The organism is Leclercia sp. 29361, from assembly GCF_011290365.1.
Classification (GTDB): domain Bacteria; phylum Pseudomonadota; class Gammaproteobacteria; order Enterobacterales; family Enterobacteriaceae; genus Enterobacter; species Enterobacter tamurae.
In genome coordinates this window covers 4,867,300-4,885,082 of sequence record NZ_CP049786.1, presented here as the reverse complement: position 1 = coordinate 4,885,082, position 17,783 = coordinate 4,867,300, and the positions used below count along the sequence as shown (strand labels likewise).

Genomic DNA, 17,783 nt, shown 5'->3' with positions numbered 1-17,783 from the left:
CGAAGCTGTTTCGGCGGACTTGAGAAGACGATTTTCAGCTGATACAGATTACTCATCACGCCTGAGGGCGGGGTGAACAACAGAATTTGCCTGGCGGCTGTAGCGCGGTGGTCCCACCTGACCCCATGCCGAACTCAGAAGTGAAACGCCGTAGCGCCGATGGTAGTGTGGGGTCTCCCCATGCGAGAGTAGGGAACTGCCAGGCATCAAATAAGCGAAAGCCCATCCTACCGGATGGGCTTTTTGCGTTGTGTCGGGAAAACCGCCGGGTGGCGGCTGCGCCTTACCCGGCCTACAACGTTTGCTTCCATTGCAGGATAAAATCAACCACGCCCTCCGCATCATTAATATCTAATACCGGTACCTGAAGCGACAGTGGAATATCACTGGCCACAGCGATGACATGCTCATCAAGTGTTAACTCATTGATATCATGCCCGGTATCGCTTCTGAACAGCAGGATCTTTGCCACCGGTTCATGCTTAAAACCTTCTACCAGCACCAGATCCAGCGTCGAATGATCCATCCGGCTGATGAGATAAGTCAGATCGATCTGCTCTTTGTCAGGCGTTTCGGTCATTAAAGCCCAACGCTGACTGCTGGCGACGATGGTTTGCGCCGCACCTGCCTTGCGCAGCTCGTAGCTGTCCTTCCCCGGAGTATCGATATCCATATTGTGGTGGGTATGTTTGATCAGCCCCGGGCGCACACCTCTGGCACAGAGTGCCGGGATAATTGCTTTTAACAGCGTCGTTTTCCCCGTACCGCTCCAGGCGGCAATCGCTAAAACCGGTATCATTTGTGCCTCTGAACAGCTTGCATCTCTTCGAGGGTATTCATATTAATAAATGCCTGCTTCATATCGCTAAAATCAACGGAATGCCCACCCGCCTGGCGCATAAAGACCATCACACGACGCTCGCCAGCGGCTAAATAGTTCTCTAATACCGGTATCAGCTGGCGATGCATTAACGCAATAGTGGGATGATCGCGATCGCCATCATGTGCCCAGACTACAGGTGCCGATTCCCTGTTTTTTACCAGCCGCTCGGCCAGGCAATCCGGGATAAAGGGTGTATCGCAAGGACAGTACAGGAACCATTCTGCATCGCACTGCTGCATGACCGAAAGCATACCTGCCAGCGGCCCGGGGTAATTAGCCAGCAGATCCGCGTAAACGGGATACCCGCTTTCCTGATAAGTAGCAATATTGCGATTAGCACTCACTACGATTGTGCTGATCTGCTTATGCAGGGTTCGCGCAACGTGCTGCCATAACGGCAGGCCGTTCAGCTCCTGCAAGCCCTTATCTTTTCCACCCATACGGGACGCCTTGCCTCCGGCGAGTATCACACCGGTGATCCTGCTTATCTGGCTCAACAATATCGCCTCTTTTCTTGTGGGTTTGACCCTGCTAACGTGTCACTCTAAATGAAAGGAGTATTACCATGAAATGTAAACGTCTGAACGAAGTTATTGAACTCCTCCAGCCAGCCTGGCAGAAAGAGCCAGAACTTAACCTGATGCAATTCTTACAGAAACTGGCGCAGGAGTCAGGTTATGACGGTGAGCTGACCGACCTTTCTGACGACATTCTGATCTATCATCTGAAAATGCGTGATTCCGGTAAAGATGCGGTGATCCCGGGTATCCAGAAAGATTATGAAGAAGATTTCAAAACCGCTCTGCTGCGCGCGCGTGGCGTAATTAAAGAGTAAAAGCTTGTAAGAGGCGCCACCGTAAACGCCGTTAAATGATATCCTCAATCATTCGTATAATTTCCGGATGATCGGATGACCGACCAGGCTTTTACTTTCCAGACCTTACACCCGGATACCATTATGGATGCGCTGTTTGAACAGGGCATCCGGGTGGACTCAGGCCTGACTCCATTAAACAGCTATGAGAACCGCGTCTACCAGTTTCAGGACGAGGATCGCCGGCGCTTTGTGGTGAAATTTTATCGCCCGCAGCGCTGGTCAGCTGAACAAATTCAGGAAGAGCATCAGTTCGCGCTCGACCTGGTGGCCGATGATGTTCCCGTCGCCGCTCCCCTTAAATTTAACGATCGGACGCTGCTGTCGCATCAGGGGTTCTATTTTGCTGTCTTTCCCAGTCTCGGTGGCCGGCAATTTGAAGCTGATAATATCGATCAGATGGAGTGGGTTGCCCGTTATTTAGGGCGTATTCATCAGACGGGTCAGAAAAGTGCCTTTACCGCGCGCCCTGCGATCGGTATTCAGGAATACTTGCTTGAACCGCGTCAGGTATTTGAAACATCCACGCTCATTCCTTCCGGGCTGAAGGCGCAATTCCTGGCGGCAACAGATGGCTTAATTAATGCCATCATACCGCGCTGGGATAACAACGTAACCACGCTGCGCCTGCATGGTGATTGCCATGCCGGAAATATTCTCTGGCGTGATGGGCCGTTATTTGTCGATCTCGATGATGCACGAATGGGACCTGCCATTCAGGATCTCTGGATGCTGCTGAATGGCGATAAAGCCGAGCAGCGGATGCAGCTGGAGACCATTATCGAAGCCTATGAAGAGTTCAGTTCCTTTGATTCAGACGAAATTGCATTAATCGAACCTTTACGTGCCATGCGTTTTGTTTATTATCTTGCATGGTTAATCAGGCGTTGGGACGACCCCGCTTTCCCCAGAAACTTCCCGTGGCTTACCGGGGAAGATTACTGGCGTAACCAGATATCCACATTTATTGAACAGGTAAAGGTTCTGCAGGAACCCCCTTTGCAATTAACGCCAATGTATTAATCGAACACACCCAGGAGAGAGTTGATCATGAAAAAAATATGGCTGGCGCTGGCAGGTATGATTCTGGCTTTTAGCGCATCGGCTGCACAGTTCACCGATGGCAAGCAGTATATTACCCTCGACAAACCGGTTGCCGGAGAACCTCAGGTTCTTGAGTTCTTCTCATTCTATTGCCCGCACTGCTATGAGTTCGAGCAGGTTCTGCATGTTGCCGATAGCGTGAAGAAGAAACTGCCAGAAGGCACCAAAATGACCAAGTATCACGTTGAGTTTCTTGGCCCATTGGGCAAAGATCTGACTCAGGCATGGGCTGTTGCGATGGCGCTTGGTGTGGAAGATAAGATTACTGCACCGATGTTTGAAGCGGTTCAGAAAACACAGGCTGTACAAACCACGGCTGATATCCGTAAGGTCTTTGTTGATGCCGGTATTAAAGGTGAAGAATACGACGCAGCCTGGAATAGCTTCGTCGTGAAATCCCTGGTGGCCCAGCAGGAAAAAGCCGCTGCCGATCTGCAGCTGCGCGGCGTGCCTGCGATGTTTGTTAACGGCAAATATCAGCTGAATATGCAGGGTATGGATACCAGCAGCATGGACATCTTCGTCCAGCAATATGCTGATACCGTGAAATATCTGGTTGAGAAGAAGTAATAAAGAAAACGCCGGTCAATGACCGGCGTTTTTGTATTCCGCTTTAATATCGCTTATCTGCGCGTCTTTATCACTCCACAGCGTATTCAGCCAGAGCTGGAAACGTCGCTTGAAGTTCTTATCGCTGACATAGTCCCCGTGTAATTCCTCTGCCACAGGCACCAGATTAATACGTACTACGATCCGGGTTAACTTGCCGCTGAGCATATCGTAAAACGGTCTCTTATCGTTTTCGGGATAGCAGAGCGTGACGTCCAGTAATTTGTCGAACTGTTGTCCCAGTACGCTAAGCGCCATGGCGATGCCGGCTGCTTTTGGCGGCAGCAGGTTGGCATACGGTGAGCGGGTTTGCTGCTGCTTCTCTTCGGTAAAACGAGAACCTTCGACGAAATTAACGATGGTGGTGGGGTGCGCGCGAAACTTTTCACACGAGCGGCGGGTCGTTTCGACATCCTTGCCGCGGCGCTCAGGATGGCGAATCAGATAGCTACGTGAATAGCGTTTCATGAAGGGCATATCCAGCGCCCAGCAGGCCAGACCAATAAAAGGCACCCAGGCGAGCTGCTGCTTAAGAAAGTATTTGTTCATAGGGATATGTTTGCGGAACAGCACGCATAACACCACAATATCGGCCCAGCTATGGTGGTTGCAGATAAGCAAATACCAGCTTTTCTTGTTCAGCCCTTCCAGACCCTGTACATCCCACTTCAGATGCGGATTGAGATGCAGGAGCACCGCCAGGCCTTCACACCAGCAGTACATCATGAAGTTACAAAATGCAGAGACTGCACGCCAGACGGCCGGGATCGGTAAGAGCAGTTTAATTATTCCTGCGATAATGATCGGCACAGAACAGGCGATGGTGACCAGAATCGTTAATGCGATACTTAACAGGAGTATTATCGCAGCCAGCAGTTTAGACATGATGAATGTTTTCAGGTGGTTAGCTATAGTTAGCGCCTGATAAACAGACACCGGGCGCTGATTTTACCAGAAAACATCCGAAGGAAGACGCTTTAACCCGGCAGGAATTCTGATTTGCCTGTCTGATGGCGAAAAATTCTGTGGCGTGGATCCGGCGTGGCTTATATCCACATGGAGTAAATTGTCATCAATCAGAAATATGAGATCGCGATCAAATAATAATATATTGATAATTAAAGATAATTATTATTGTTAAGATCGTCAGATAGCACATTTAGTCCAGGCCGCAGAAACTACTCACAAACTTATCCACAGATTTAATTTGCGAGCGATCCTCAGGATCGCAAAATCTTTGGCTGTAATGGCCGCGAAAAACTGATGTTTTCATCCTTCTGTGGCATCCTTTATCCATAAATTACTTAAAGGCACGGACATTATGGTTCAAATCCCCGAAAATCCGCTTATTCTCGTCGACGGTTCGTCTTACCTCTATCGGGCGTATCATGCGTTTCCTCCGCTGACTAACAGCGCGGGGGAGCCTACTGGCGCCATGTACGGCGTGCTGAACATGCTGCGTAGCTTGATCCTGCAGTATCAGCCGAGCCATGCCGCTGTAGTCTTCGATGCGAAAGGCAAAACTTTCCGGGATGAGCTGTTTGAACACTACAAATCCCATCGCCCGCCGATGCCGGACGATCTGCGTGCGCAGATTGAGCCTTTGCATAAAATGGTAAAAGCGATGGGGCTGCCCTTAATGGCCGTCTCTGGCGTGGAAGCGGACGATGTGATCGGTACCCTGGCGCGGGAAGCGGAGAAACTGGGCCGCCCGGTATTGATCAGTACCGGTGATAAAGACATGGCGCAGCTGGTTACGCCGGGTATCACCCTGATTAACACCATGACCAATACCATCCTCGGCCCGGAAGAGGTGGTGACCAAGTATGGCGTGCCGCCGGAACTGATCATCGACTTCCTTGCCCTGATGGGTGATTCCTCCGATAACATCCCGGGCGTGCCCGGCGTGGGCGAAAAGACGGCCCAGGCGCTGCTGCAGGGTCTGGGTGGGCTGGATACGCTCTATAGCGAGCAGGATAAAATTGCCGGGTTAACCTTCCGCGGTGCCAAAACTATGGCCGCCAAGCTTGAGCAAAACAAAGAGGTGGCCTACCTCTCCTATCAGCTGGCGACCATCAAAACCGACGTGGAGCTGGAGCTGACCTGCGAACAGCTTGAAGTGCAACAACCTGCTGCCGAAGAGCTGTTGAGCCTGTTTAAACAGTATGAATTCAAACGCTGGATAACCGATCTTGAAGCGGGGAAATGGCTGCAGGCGAAAGGGGCAAGATCGGCGACCAAGCCAAAAGAGACGCTGGTAGTTGATGCAGAAGAAGAGCCGGAAGAAGAAGCCAGCATCCTCTCTTCTGAACACTACGAAACCATCCTCGACGAAGCGCAGCTGCAGGTCTGGATTGAAAAATTAAAGCAGGCCCCGGTATTCGCTTTTGATACCGAAACCGACAGTCTCGATAATGTCTCCGCCAATATGGTCGGCCTCTCCTTTGCTACGGAACCTGGCGTTGCCGCCTATGTGCCGGTCGCTCACGACTATCTGGACGCCCCTGAGCAGATTTCCCGCGAGCGCGTGCTTGAGCTCCTCAAGCCGATCCTGGAAGACGATAAAGCCCTCAAGGTGGGGCAAAACCTGAAGTTCGACCGTGGCATCCTGCAGAACTACGGCATTGAACTGCGGGGCATCGCGTTCGATACCATGCTGGAGTCCTATATCCTCGATAGCGTTGCCGGTCGTCACGATATGGATTCACTCTCCGATCGCTGGCTGAAGCATAAAACCGTCACCTTTGAACAGATTGCGGGTAAGGGTAAGAATCAGCTGACGTTTAACCAGATCGCTCTGGAAGAGGCGGGACACTATGCGGCAGAAGATGCTGACGTCACGCTGCAACTGCATTTAAAGATGTGGCCAAAGCTGCAAAAAGACGCCGGGCCGCTGAATGTGTTCCAGAATATCGAGATGCCGCTGGTACCGGTCCTGTCCCGGATTGAACGCAACGGCGTGAAGATCGATCCGGCAGTGCTGCATAAGCACTCGGAAGAGATTGCGTTGCGCCTGAACGAACTCGAGCAAAAAGCGCATGAGATTGCCGGCGAGCCGTTTAATCTCTCGTCCACCAAACAGTTGCAGACGATCCTGTTCGAAAAGCAGGGCATTAAGCCGCTGAAGAAAACCCCGGGCGGTGCGCCTTCCACCTCTGAAGAGGTGCTGGAGGAGCTGGCGCTGGACTATCCGCTGCCAAAAGTGATCCTGCAATACCGTGGGCTGGCCAAGCTGAAATCGACCTACACCGATAAGCTGCCGCTGATGATCAACCCGAAAACAGGTCGCGTGCATACTTCCTATCATCAGGCGGTAGCGGCTACCGGACGACTGTCCTCAACCGATCCTAACCTGCAAAATATTCCGGTACGTAATGAAGAGGGGCGTCGTATTCGTCAGGCGTTTATTGCGCCGCAGGACTACGTTATTGTCTCTGCTGACTATTCCCAGATTGAGCTGCGAATTATGGCGCACCTGTCCCGGGATAAAGGCCTGTTAACCGCCTTTGCGGAAGGGCAGGATATCCACCGGGCGACGGCGGCCGAAGTGTTTGGTATGTCCCTGGAGAGCGTGACCGGGGAACAACGTCGTAGTGCAAAAGCGATCAACTTTGGTCTGATCTACGGCATGAGCGCCTTCGGTCTCTCCCGTCAGCTCAATATCCCGCGTAAAGAGTCGCAGAAGTACATGGATCTCTATTTCGAACGCTATCCGGGCGTGCTGCAGTATATGGAGAGCACTCGCGCGCAGGCGAAAGAAAAAGGCTATGTCGAAACGCTGGATGGACGTCGCCTCTATCTGCCGGACATCAAATCCAGCAATGCAGCCCGCCGTGCCGGCGCTGAGCGTGCCGCAATCAACGCCCCGATGCAGGGAACAGCGGCGGATATCATTAAACGTGCAATGATCGCCGTCGATGCCTGGCTGGAGAAAGAGCAGCCACGGGTTCGCATGATCATGCAGGTACACGATGAACTGGTGTTTGAAGTGCACAAAGACGATCTGGAAGCGGTCTCGAAAAAGATCCATGAACTGATGGAAAACAGCGTGAAACTGGATGTGCCGTTGCTGGTGGAAGTGGGTAGCGGAGAAAACTGGGATCAGGCTCACTAACTCTTTATGGGATATGAACAGTTTCTGTAAGTAAGCAACATATCCATGAACGTTTTGTGATGATCATTAGAATTCCCTATGTAAAGAATGAAAAAAAACTACAAAAAGTGCTTTGTCTATAGTCTAAAAAAGGGTAGAGTTATTCGCGTAGGGTACAGAGGTAAGATGTTCTATCTTTCAGACCTTTTACTTCACGTAATCGGATTTGGCTGAATATTTTAGCCGCCCCAGTCAGTAATGACTGGGGCGTTTTTTATTGCGGCAAAGAAAAAATTCAGCGCAAAAAAAAGCGCGGACATCGCCGCGCTTATCATCACTCTTCCGCTTCTGTCGCGGGTTCCAGCTCGCTGTACCAGCGATCCAGCTTCTCACGCAGTTTATCCACGCCGAGTTTCTTCAGTGAAGAGAAGGGTTCCACCTGGATGTCACCGTTGAACGCCAGCACCGCTTCACGCACCATATTTACCTGCGCTTTACGCGCACCGCTGGCGAGCTTATCGGCTTTGGTCAGTAGCACCAGCACCTGGATCCCGCTTTCAACAGCCCAGTGGATCATCTGCTGATCAAGATCTTTAAGCGGATGACGAATATCCATCAGTACCACCAGACCTTTCAGGCACAGGCGTTTTTCCAGGTATTCACCCAGCGCGCGCTGCCATTTGATTTTCATCTCTTCCGGCACTTCGGCGTAGCCATAGCCCGGCAGGTCAACCAGGCGCTTGCCCGGCGCAACTTCAAACAGGTTAATCAGCTGAGTACGGCCAGGCGTTTTAGAGATACGGGCCAGGCTTTTCTGATTGGTCAGGGTATTCAGAGCGCTGGATTTCCCCGCGTTGGACCGGCCAGCAAATGCCACTTCAAGACCCGTATCAGCGGGTAAATGGCGAATATCAGGCGCACTAAGTACAAAATGCGTCTGGTGATAATTCAGGTTGGTCACGTGGTTGTCTCCAGAAATTCGTAACGTTGGGGGGATTATACCTGAACAGAGAGAAAAGGCTTTTCCCATCGGCAACCTCGCTGTAAGTAAAAACCCTGTGCTTTGTAAGAGATCTGCCCTTTGTACTATGGGAGATTTAAGAAAAGTCGTAGGGTGTTAAAAAATCAAAACCATTAAAATCAGCCTATTAACGCTTAGTCTTAATCTGAAAGTCCCGCATAAGCCGTGTGGATGGGTTGTAGGTTTAGCCTGGCAGCGTAAAGTAGCGTTCAACGGCGAGGATGCCGACAGGAAGCGGACTTAAGGATAAGGGTCAGGAGCGCCAGGAGGCGAAGACAAAGGACAGTCAGGAAGACGTACGCCTGGAGGCGTTGAAAAAGGAAAAGGACATATCACGGACGGTACCTGCTAACGGAAAAACAGGGTTAGTTGTCAGCAAACAGGGATTGTCAGACCCTTAACGGGTTGTGAGTCAGGAAAAAAGGCGACAGATTGCTCTGTCGCCTTTTTTCTTTGCTTGCTTTCTGCTAGATTTCGCCGCAATTCTATACTGAAGAAAACGAGTTAAAGACAAAACAACATGAAAAAACCGACCTCCGCTGCAGGCGCTAAACGTCCAGCAAAAGCACGCCGCAAAACGCGCGAAGAACTGAATCAGGAAGCGCGCGATCGCAAACGCGATAAAAAGCATCGTGGTCATGCCGCGGGCAGTCGCGCGAGCGGCAGCGGTGAATCGGGCGCGTCTGCGAAAAACAAGCAGCAGAAAGACCCGCGTATCGGCAGTAAAACACCTGTTCCATTAGGCGTGACCGATGCCCCGGTCACCAGGCAGCACAAACCCAAGAGCGAGAAACCTATGCTTTCACCGCAGGCTGAGCTGGATTTGCTGGAAAATGATGAGCGCCTGGACGCGCTGCTGGAACGTCTTGAAGAGGGTGAAACCCTGAATGCTGAAGAGCAGTCCTGGGTTGATGCCAAACTGGATCGCATTGATGAACTGATGCAGAAGCTCGGCCTCTCTTACGACGACGAAGAAGAGGAAGAGGAAGAAGAAGAGAAGCAGGATGACATGATGCGCCTGCTGAAAGGTGGAAACTAACATTTGCACCCGGCAGGCTTTATCGTCCTGCTTATAACCCTTCCGGTTATATGTTATCTGGTGTGGTTATTCGTTAAACTACGGCGGTTGTCGCGGCGACAGAAGTGGCTGCGCACCCGATTCATGGCCCGCACAGGGGCCAGAACGGGCCGCCGTATACGAACGCGACACCAACGGAAGGAGTGAACATGTCTGTACCAACCATCGACTGGGATCTGGCCCTGATCCAAAAATATAACTATTCCGGGCCGCGTTATACCTCTTATCCAACCGCGCTGGAGTTTTCCGACGCCTTCGGTGATAGCCAATTTCAGCAGGCGGTCGCGCGTTACCCTGACCGCCCGCTCTCTCTGTATGTTCATATCCCGTTCTGCCACAAGCTCTGCTACTTCTGCGGCTGCAATAAAATTGTCACCCGCCAGCAGCACAAAGCGGATCAGTATCTGGATGCGCTTGAGCAGGAGATCCTGCATCGCGCGCCGCAGTTTGCCGGTCGCCACGTCAGCCAGCTCCACTGGGGCGGTGGTACGCCGACCTACCTGAATAAAGCACAAATTAGCCGCCTGATGAACCTGCTGCGGGATAACTTCCGTTTCGATGCGGATGCGGAAATCTCCATCGAAGTGGATCCGCGCGAAATCGAGCTGGATGTGCTCGATCACCTGCGTGGTGAAGGTTTTAACCGTCTGAGTATGGGCGTGCAGGACTTCAACAAAGAGGTCCAGCGTCTGGTCAACCGCGAGCAGGATGAAGAGTTTATCTTCGCCCTGTTAAATCACGCGCGGGAGATAGGTTTTACCTCCACCAATATCGACCTGATTTATGGCCTGCCGAAGCAGACGCCAGAAAGCTTTGCCTTTACGCTGAAGCGCGTGGCGGAGCTTAACCCGGATCGCCTGAGCGTCTTCAACTATGCCCACCTGCCGACGCTGTTTGCGGCCCAACGTAAAATCAAGGATGCCGACCTGCCTTCCGCCCAGCAAAAGCTGGATATCCTGCAGGAAACCATCACCTCACTGACCGAGACCGGCTACCAGTTTATCGGCATGGATCACTTTGCCCGCCCGGATGACGAGCTGGCCATTGCCCAGCGTGAGGGGGTTCTGCATCGTAATTTCCAGGGTTACACCACCCAGGGCGATACGGATCTGCTGGGGATGGGCGTTTCAGCCATCAGCATGATTGGCGACTGTTATGCGCAGAACCAGAAAGAGCTGAAGCACTATTATCAGCAGGTGGATGACACCGGCAGCGCCCTGTGGCGCGGCATCGCCTTAACCCGCGACGACTGTATCCGCCGGGATGTGATTAAAGCGCTAATCTGTAACTTCCGCCTCGATTTCAGCGACATCGAAGCGCAGTGGGATCTGCAGTTTAGCGATTACTTTGTGGAAGACCTGAAGCTGCTGGCGCCACTGGCGAAGGATGGGCTGGTGGATGTTACGGAGAGGGCGATTGAGGTCACGCCAAAAGGGCGCCTGTTGATTCGTAATATCTGCATGTGCTTTGACGCCTACCTGCGTCAGAAAGCGCGCTTACAGCAGTTCTCACGCGTGATTTAAGGCGTACCGAATCGAGTAGGCCGGGTAAGGCGAAGCCGCCACCCGGCAAACCCTCTAGCTAAACAACCCCACCAGCGCTGCACACAGCACGGCTGCAATGGCCGCTTGTGGTGTATGTCCCGCTGCTGCGCTGGCTTCGACGCCGCCAGACAACATAGTTACGATAGATTCCAGCATGATGCTCCCCCGTTTTCCCGGGCAAGATCATACTTAACTCATCGGAACAGTAAAGCGCAAAATAACACCACTTTGTGCACTTTACACTGCGGGTAAAATCACTCCATTCCCAACTCTTTTAACTTCCGCGTCAGGGTATTACGACCCCAGCCGAGCAGGCGTGCCGCCTCTTGCTTGTGGCCCTGAGTATGGCGCAGCGCGGTGGTGAGCAGCGTACGTTCCATCTCGGGCTGTGCTTCGGAGAGCAGATTTTGATGACCGGAACGCAGGGCGCGATCGGCCCACTGTGCCAGCAGCGTGGCCCAGCTGTCGGGCAGGCTCTGCCCGGTGCTGCTTTCCGGAACATGGGTTTCGAAAAGCTCGGGCGGCAGATCCTGAATTAATACTTCCTGACCGGCGGCCATTACCGTCAACCAGCGGCAGGTGTTTTCCAGCTGACGCACGTTGCCCGGCCAGGCGAGACGCGTTAAGGCGGCTTCGGTCTCCGGATGCAGGAGTTTGGCTTCCACCCCCAGTTCACGGGCAGCATCCTGCAGGAAATGCCGTGCCAGGCGCGGGATATCTTCCCGGCGCTCGCGCAGCGGCGGCAGGTGAACGCGAATGACGTTCAGGCGGTGGAACAGGTCCTCACGGAATTTCCCCTCCTGGACGCGCAGCTCAAGGTTCTGGTGGGTGGCGGCAATAATGCGCACATCGACTTTGACCGGCGCATAGCCGCCCACGCGGTAAAACTGACCGTCCGCCAGCACGCGCAGCAGTCGCGTCTGGACATCGAGGGGCATATCCCCGATCTCATCCAGAAACAGCGTCCCGCCGTCGGCCTGCTCAAAGCGGCCCTGACGAATGGTGTTGGCGCCGGTAAAGGCCCCTTTTTCGTGACCAAACAGCTCGGACTCGATCAAATCCTTGGGGATCGCCGCCATATTCAGGGCGATGAACGGGGCTTTGGCGCGCGGGCTGTGGCGATGCAGGGCATGCGCGACCAGCTCTTTCCCGGTACCTGACTCGCCGTTAATCAGCACGCTGATGGACGAGCGTGACAGGCGACCGATGATGCGAAACACATCCTGCATCGCCGGCGCTTCGCCAATGATATCGGTGGTAGGGCCGAATACCGGGGCGTTACGCGGCTGCTGCTGTTCCTGATAGTGGCTGATGGCGCGCTCAACCAGTGCCACCGCCTCGTCAATATCGAACGGTTTTGGCAGGTAATCGAATGCCCCCTGCTGGTAGGCGCTAACGGCCGCATCCAGATCGGAGTGTGCGGTCATTATGATGACCGGCAGCATAGGGTGGCGTTGTTTGATCTGTTTTAACAGCGCCAGACCGTCCATCCCCGGCATACGGATATCGGACAGCAGCACGTCCGGGGTTTTGGTGGTGAGGGCGTCAAGCACCTCGGCTCCACTTTCAAAAGCGGTGCAGCTCAATCCTGCTCCGGTAAGCGCCCGTTCAAGCACCCAGCGAATGGAGCTATCGTCATCAACTACCCAGACTATCCCTCGTTGCATAACCTAACCCTCTATTTCCTGATTGGCAGGTAAACCGAAAACTCGGTATGACCCGGCCAACTGGTAAATTCAATTTTGCCGGAGTGCTGATCTATCAAATTACGGGCAATCGATAAGCCAAGCCCGGTCCCGCCTTCACGGCCGCTGACCATCGGGTAAAACAGCGTGTCCTGTAAATGGGAAGGGATGCCCGGGCCGTTATCTTCCACGTCGATACGGGCCGCCAGACGGTAGCGCGTACCGTGCAACGTGAGCTGAAACGCGGTGCGGGTACGCAGGATAATTTCTCCGCCATCCGCCCCTAACGCCTGCAAGGCATTACGCACGATATTCAGTAATACCTGCTCAATCTGGTCGGGATCGTGCGGCAGTTCCGGCAGGCTGGGATCGTAATCCCGAATCAGCCTGACGTTGTCCGGCAGCTCCATCGACACCAGTTTGACGACACGCTCGGCGACTTTATGAATGCTCTCGGTGACGTGCATCCCGGGCTGTTGCGGACCTAACAGGCGATCCACCAGATTACGCAGACGATCGGCCTGCTCAATGATGACGTTGGTGTATTCCGCCAGCGCCGGATCGGGCAGGGCTTTGGTTAATAGCTGTGCCGCACCGCGCAGGCCACCGAGCGGATTTTTTATCTCATGGGCGAGGCCGCGCACCAGATCGCGGGCTGCAATCTGCTGGGCATGCTGAAGCTGCTCCTGGCTCAGGCGACGCTGATTATCCATCGGGGCCATCTCCAGCAGGATCAGGCCTTCCGGCAGCCGTTGCGCAGTCAGGGAGAGAATATGCGAGCGCCCGTCGATCACCAGCGTGACTTCGTTATCGGTAAAGCCTTGCCCCGCCTGCAGACTCTCCTGCATCAGGCCAATATTCAGGGAAAAATAACTCAACAGCTCGGGCAGCGGTGCGCCAAAAAGCTTGCGTGAACTCTGGGCAAGCAGCTGCTGGGCCGCGGGATTGGCGTAATGCACCGCCAGATCGTCGTCGACCAGTAAAATGCTGTTGATAAGAGAATTGAGGATCTGCCCAGCATCGGGCAGCGTGCCAGTTGCCATTCAGCAGTCTCCTGGAGTTGGTTGCACTATTTTAGTGCAGTATAGTGTTTTTGCGGTAAAAAGCGCGTGAGATCAGCTTGTTGGTGGAGAAAAAAGCCCATCCGAAGATGGGCTGAAAAGTTTCCACGGCAACAAAAAAACGGCTATCAATCTCGCGCGGAAAAGGCCGCGCGACAGGGATTGAAGATTAAACGCTGTAGTACAGTTCGAACTCAACCGGGTGTGGCGTCATGCGAACGCGGTCGTTCTCTTCCATACGCAGCGCGATGTAAGCATCGATCGCTTCGTCGGTGAACACGCCGCCAGCCGTCAGGAACTCGCGGTCTGCGTCCAGTTCCTGCAGGGCTTCTTCCAGAGAGCCTGCAACCTGTGGGATCTCTTTCGCTTCTTCTGGCGGCAGATCGTACAGGTTTTTGTCCATCGCTTCGCCCGGGTGGATCTTGTTCTTGATACCGTCCAGGCCCGCCATCAGCAGTGCTGCGAAGCACAGGTATGGGTTAGCCGCTGGATCCGGGAAGCGCACTTCGATACGACGCGCTTTTGGCGATGAAACCACTGGAATACGGATAGAAGCAGAACGGTTACGGGCAGAGTAGGCCAGCATTACCGGCGCTTCGTAGCCTGGGACCAGACGCTTGTAGGAGTTAGTGGTTGGGTTCGCCAGGGCGTTGATCGCTTTAGCGTGTTTGATAACACCACCGATGTAGTGCAGCGCCTGCTCGGACAGACCGGCATATTTGTCGCCAGCGAACAGGTTAATACCGTTCTTGGACAGGGACATGTGGCAGTGCATACCGGAACCGTTGTCACCAAACATTGGTTTTGGCATGAAGGTCGCGGTTTTACCGAAACGGTGCGCAACGTTGTGCACAACGTATTTGTAGATCTGAATTTCGTCCGCTTTCTTGGTCATGGTGTTGAAACGGGTGGCGATTTCGTTCTGGCCAGCAGTTGCAACTTCATGGTGGTGCGCTTCAACAACCAGGCCCATCTCTTCCATGATCAGACACATGGTAGAACGGATGTCCTGTGAAGAGTCGACCGGTGGAACCGGGAAGTAACCGCCTTTAACCGCAGGACGGTGACCTTTGTTGCCGCCTTCGTATTTGGTGGAGGAGTTCCATGCGCCTTCGATATCATCGATAGCAACGTGAGAACCGGACGTGGTCGCACCAAAACGGATGTCGTCGAACAGGAAGAACTCTGGCTCTGGCCCGAACAGAACGGTGTCTGCGATGCCGGTGGAGCGCAGGTACTCTTCAGCGCGTTTAGCGATAGAGCGTGGGTCGCGGTCGTAGCCCTGCAGGGTGCCTGGCTCGAGGATATCGCAACGGATGATCAGGGTAGATTCTTCGAAGAACGGGTCAATGAGCGCAGTGGATGCGTCAGGCATCAGAACCATGTCAGATTCGTTAATACCTTTCCAGCCGCCAATCGAGGAGCCGTCAAACATTTTGCCTTCTTCGAAGAATTCGGCATTTACCTGATGAGCAGGAATTGTGACGTGCTGTTCTTTACCTTTGGTATCGGTGAAGCGCAGATCAACAAACTTCACTTCATGTTCGTTCAGCATCGTCAAAACGTGTTCAGCGGACATACTTAACTCTCCAGATTGGTCATTGTCGTCGTGGTAACGAAGTCTTCAAATTCTGTGTAAGGCAGGCGATGTTGCCCTTAGTTGCCGTATTTTTTATAAAGCGAAATCTGTGCCAACTTTTAAAACACCCCAAAAAGGCGCTATCATGCGCACCATAGTGCAAAAGGGCTGCACCATGATGGTTTTGTTGCACCAGTATAGTGCTTCAATGTGAACATTGAGCACCATATTGGTGCAATTTACGTTAAAGTGCCCTTTTACCGCTCCGTGAAAGCGATCACAAAGCATCTCTGCGATACTTGTTTGCGGGGGATGTTTGTGATCCTGTTTTGTAGTGCGATTAATCCGTGTACAATAACGCGCTATTTCTAAATGCCTGAGGCAAAGTTGTGATCGAAAATCTGCGTAATATCGCCATCATCGCGCACGTTGACCATGGTAAAACTACCCTGGTTGATAAGCTGCTGCAGCAATCCGGTACCTTCAGTAATGAGCGTGCTGAAGCCACCGAACGCGTGATGGACTCCAACGATTTGGAGAAAGAGCGTGGGATTACCATCCTCGCTAAAAACACCGCTATCAAATGGAATGACTACCGTATCAACATCGTTGATACCCCTGGGCACGCCGACTTCGGTGGTGAAGTTGAACGTGTAATGTCCATGGTAGACTCCGTTCTGCTGGTCGTTGACGCAATGGATGGCCCAATGCCGCAGACGCGCTTCGTAACCAAAAAGGCGTTTGCCCATGGTTTGAAGCCAATCGTGGTTATCAACAAAGTTGACCGTCCTGGCGCGCGTCCTGACTGGGTTGTGGATCAGGTCTTCGACCTGTTCGTTAACCTGGACGCAAGCGACGAGCAGCTCGATTTCCCAATCATCTATGCATCTGCATTGATGGGTATCGCGGGTAACGATCACACTGATATGGCGGAAGACATGACCCCGCTGTATCAGGCGATTGTTGACCACGTTAAAGCACCAACCGTTGACCTTGATGGTCCGTTCCAGATGCAGATCTCCCAGCTGGATTACAACAACTACGTTGGCGTAATCGGTATTGGTCGCATCAAACGCGGTAAAGTGAAGCCTAACCAGCAGATCACTGTTATCGACAGCGAAGGTAAAACACGTAACGGTAAAGTCGGTAAAGTACTGACTCACCTCGGTCTGGAGCGTATTGAATCCACCGAAGCCGAAGCGGGCGATATCATTGCTATCACCGGTCTGGGCGAACTGAACATCTCCGACACCCTTTGCGATCCGCAAAACGTCGAAGCGCTGCCAGCGCTGTCCGTTGATGAACCAACTGTAACCATGTTCTTCAACGTCAACACCTCTCCGTTCTGTGGCAAAGAAGGTAAATACGTTACCTCTCGTCAGATCCTTGACCGCCTGAACAAAGAGCTGGTGCACAACGTGGCACTGCGTGTTGAAGAAACCGAAGATGCGGACGCGTTCCGTGTATCCGGTCGTGGCGAGCTGCACTTGTCTGTACTGATCGAAAACATGCGTCGTGAAGGCTTCGAACTGGCTGTGTCCCGTCCGAAAGTTATCAACCGTATGATCGATGGCCGTATGCAAGAGCCGTTCGAGAACGTGACGCTGGATATCGAAGAACAGCACCAGGGTTCTGTGATGCAGGCAATGGGCGAGCGTAAGGGCGATGTCAAAGACATGATCCCTGACGGCAAAGGCCGTATTCGTCTGGATTACCTGATCCCGGCACGTGGCCTGATCGGCTTCCGTACCGAGTTCATGACCATGACTTCCGGTACTGGTCTGCTGTACTCCACCTTCAGCCACTATGATGACGTTAAGCCAGGTGAAATCGGCCAGCGCCAGAACGGCGTGCTGATCTCTAACGGCCAGGGTAAAGCGGTGGCATTCGCCCTGTTCAGCCTGCAGGATCGCGGTAAGCTGTTCCTGGGTCACGGTGCAGAAGTTTACGAAGGCCAGATCATCGGTATTCACAGTCGTTCTAACGACCTGACTGTAAACTGCCTGACCGGTAAAAAACTGACCAACATGCGTGCTTCCGGTACTGACGAAGCAACCACGCTGGTTCCGGCACAGAAAATGTCCCTCGAACAGGCTCTGGAATTTATCGATGACGACGAACTGGTAGAAGTTACTCCTACCTCCGTCCGTATCCGTAAACGTCACCTGACCGAGAACGACCGTAAACGTGCGGGCCGTGGTCCTCGCGACTAATACGGTTGCGTATGCCGGGTGAGCGTTATCGCCACCCGG

15 protein-coding genes and 1 rRNA gene are annotated in these 17,783 nt (G+C 53.1%); 8 read left to right on the top strand and 8 right to left on the bottom strand.

The genetic code is table 11. The features are described from left to right. The first annotated feature begins 89 nt into the window (after window positions 1-89). Window positions 90-205: ribosomal RNA gene (gene rrf, locus G7090_RS23370) — 5S ribosomal RNA — on the top strand. 87 nt (window positions 206-292) lie between these two features. On the opposite strand, the gene mobB is transcribed toward rrf, so the two are convergent. Then, on the bottom strand, window positions 293-799 hold the full coding sequence (mobB, locus tag G7090_RS23365; protein ID WP_166184985.1) for a molybdopterin-guanine dinucleotide biosynthesis protein MobB: 507 nt from the start codon (window positions 797-799) through the stop codon (window positions 293-295). Further along, window positions 796-1,380: a molybdenum cofactor guanylyltransferase MobA gene (gene mobA / locus G7090_RS23360; protein ID WP_166184982.1), complete on the bottom strand. Its 585-nt coding sequence runs from the start codon at window positions 1,378-1,380 to the stop codon at window positions 796-798. Before mobA ends, mobB begins: the two co-directional genes overlap by 4 nt. 68 nt (window positions 1,381-1,448) lie before the next feature. Here mobA and G7090_RS23355 point away from each other — a divergent pair, with 68 nt between their 5' ends. The 3 genes from G7090_RS23355 (at window position 1,449) to dsbA (ending at window position 3,431) form a co-directional block, all read left to right on the top strand. Beyond that, a complete protein-coding gene (locus G7090_RS23355; RefSeq protein WP_106995726.1) occupies window positions 1,449-1,718 on the top strand; it encodes a YihD family protein in 270 nt (89 codons plus the stop codon). Between the two features lie 75 nt (window positions 1,719-1,793). Further along, complete coding sequence (locus G7090_RS23350; RefSeq protein ID WP_166184979.1) at window positions 1,794-2,780, top strand: serine/threonine protein kinase; 987 nt, start codon at window positions 1,794-1,796, stop codon at window positions 2,778-2,780. 27 nt (window positions 2,781-2,807) lie between these two features. Beyond that, complete coding sequence (dsbA, locus tag G7090_RS23345; protein ID WP_106995728.1) at window positions 2,808-3,431, top strand: thiol:disulfide interchange protein DsbA; 624 nt, start codon at window positions 2,808-2,810, stop codon at window positions 3,429-3,431. Window positions 3,432-3,446: 15 nt separating this feature from the next. On the opposite strand, the gene G7090_RS23340 is transcribed toward dsbA, so the two are convergent. Continuing rightward, window positions 3,447-4,355 carry an acyltransferase gene (locus G7090_RS23340; protein WP_166184976.1) on the bottom strand — a complete coding sequence of 303 codons (909 nt, stop codon included), beginning with the start codon at window positions 4,353-4,355 and terminating at the stop codon, window positions 3,447-3,449. A 436-nt stretch (window positions 4,356-4,791) separates the two neighbouring features. On the opposite strand from G7090_RS23340, the gene polA reads away from it, so the two are divergent. Beyond that, on the top strand, window positions 4,792-7,584 hold the full coding sequence (polA, locus tag G7090_RS23335; protein WP_166184973.1) for a DNA polymerase I: 2,793 nt from the start codon (window positions 4,792-4,794) through the stop codon (window positions 7,582-7,584). Window positions 7,585-7,897: 313 nt separating this feature from the next. Here the strand turns inward: polA and yihA are convergent, their stop codons facing one another. Further along, entirely contained in the window at window positions 7,898-8,524 is a 627-nt protein-coding gene (gene yihA / locus G7090_RS23330) for a ribosome biogenesis GTP-binding protein YihA/YsxC (RefSeq protein WP_166184969.1), read from the bottom strand. A gap of 580 nt (window positions 8,525-9,104) precedes the next feature. Here yihA and yihI point away from each other — a divergent pair. Both yihI and hemN read left to right on the top strand, forming a co-directional pair. Then, the gene (gene yihI, locus G7090_RS23325) at window positions 9,105-9,623 is read left to right on the top strand and encodes a Der GTPase-activating protein YihI (RefSeq protein ID WP_166184966.1); all 519 of its coding nucleotides are present in this window, start codon (window positions 9,105-9,107) and stop codon (window positions 9,621-9,623) included. A gap of 188 nt (window positions 9,624-9,811) precedes the next feature. Continuing rightward, the gene (hemN, locus tag G7090_RS23320) at window positions 9,812-11,185 is read left to right on the top strand and encodes an oxygen-independent coproporphyrinogen III oxidase (protein WP_166184963.1); all 1,374 of its coding nucleotides are present in this window, start codon (window positions 9,812-9,814) and stop codon (window positions 11,183-11,185) included. Between the two features lie 54 nt (window positions 11,186-11,239). Here hemN and G7090_RS23315 read toward each other — a convergent pair whose 3' ends face one another. The 4 genes from G7090_RS23315 to glnA all read right to left on the bottom strand — a co-directional run bounded on the left by G7090_RS23315 (window position 11,240) and on the right by glnA (window position 15,531). Beyond that, window positions 11,240-11,362, bottom strand: a complete 123-nt coding sequence (locus tag G7090_RS23315) for a YshB family small membrane protein (RefSeq protein ID WP_146145546.1) — start codon at window positions 11,360-11,362, stop codon at window positions 11,240-11,242. A 98-nt stretch (window positions 11,363-11,460) separates the two neighbouring features. Then, the gene (gene glnG, locus G7090_RS23310) at window positions 11,461-12,873 is read right to left on the bottom strand and encodes a nitrogen regulation protein NR(I) (RefSeq protein WP_039032185.1); all 1,413 of its coding nucleotides are present in this window, start codon (window positions 12,871-12,873) and stop codon (window positions 11,461-11,463) included. Window positions 12,874-12,884: 11 nt separating this feature from the next. Next, window positions 12,885-13,934, bottom strand: coding sequence for a nitrogen regulation protein NR(II) (gene glnL / locus G7090_RS23305; protein ID WP_142487613.1), 1,050 nt, complete (start codon window positions 13,932-13,934; stop codon window positions 12,885-12,887). A 187-nt stretch (window positions 13,935-14,121) separates the two neighbouring features. Further along, window positions 14,122-15,531, bottom strand: a complete 1,410-nt coding sequence (gene glnA, locus G7090_RS23300; protein ID WP_166184960.1) for a glutamate--ammonia ligase — start codon at window positions 15,529-15,531, stop codon at window positions 14,122-14,124. Window positions 15,532-15,920: 389 nt separating this feature from the next. Between glnA and typA the strand changes: the two genes are divergently transcribed. Next, a complete protein-coding gene (gene typA, locus G7090_RS23295) occupies window positions 15,921-17,744 on the top strand; it encodes a ribosome-dependent GTPase TypA (protein WP_106995737.1) in 1,824 nt (607 codons plus the stop codon). Window positions 17,745-17,783 lie beyond the last annotated feature (39 nt).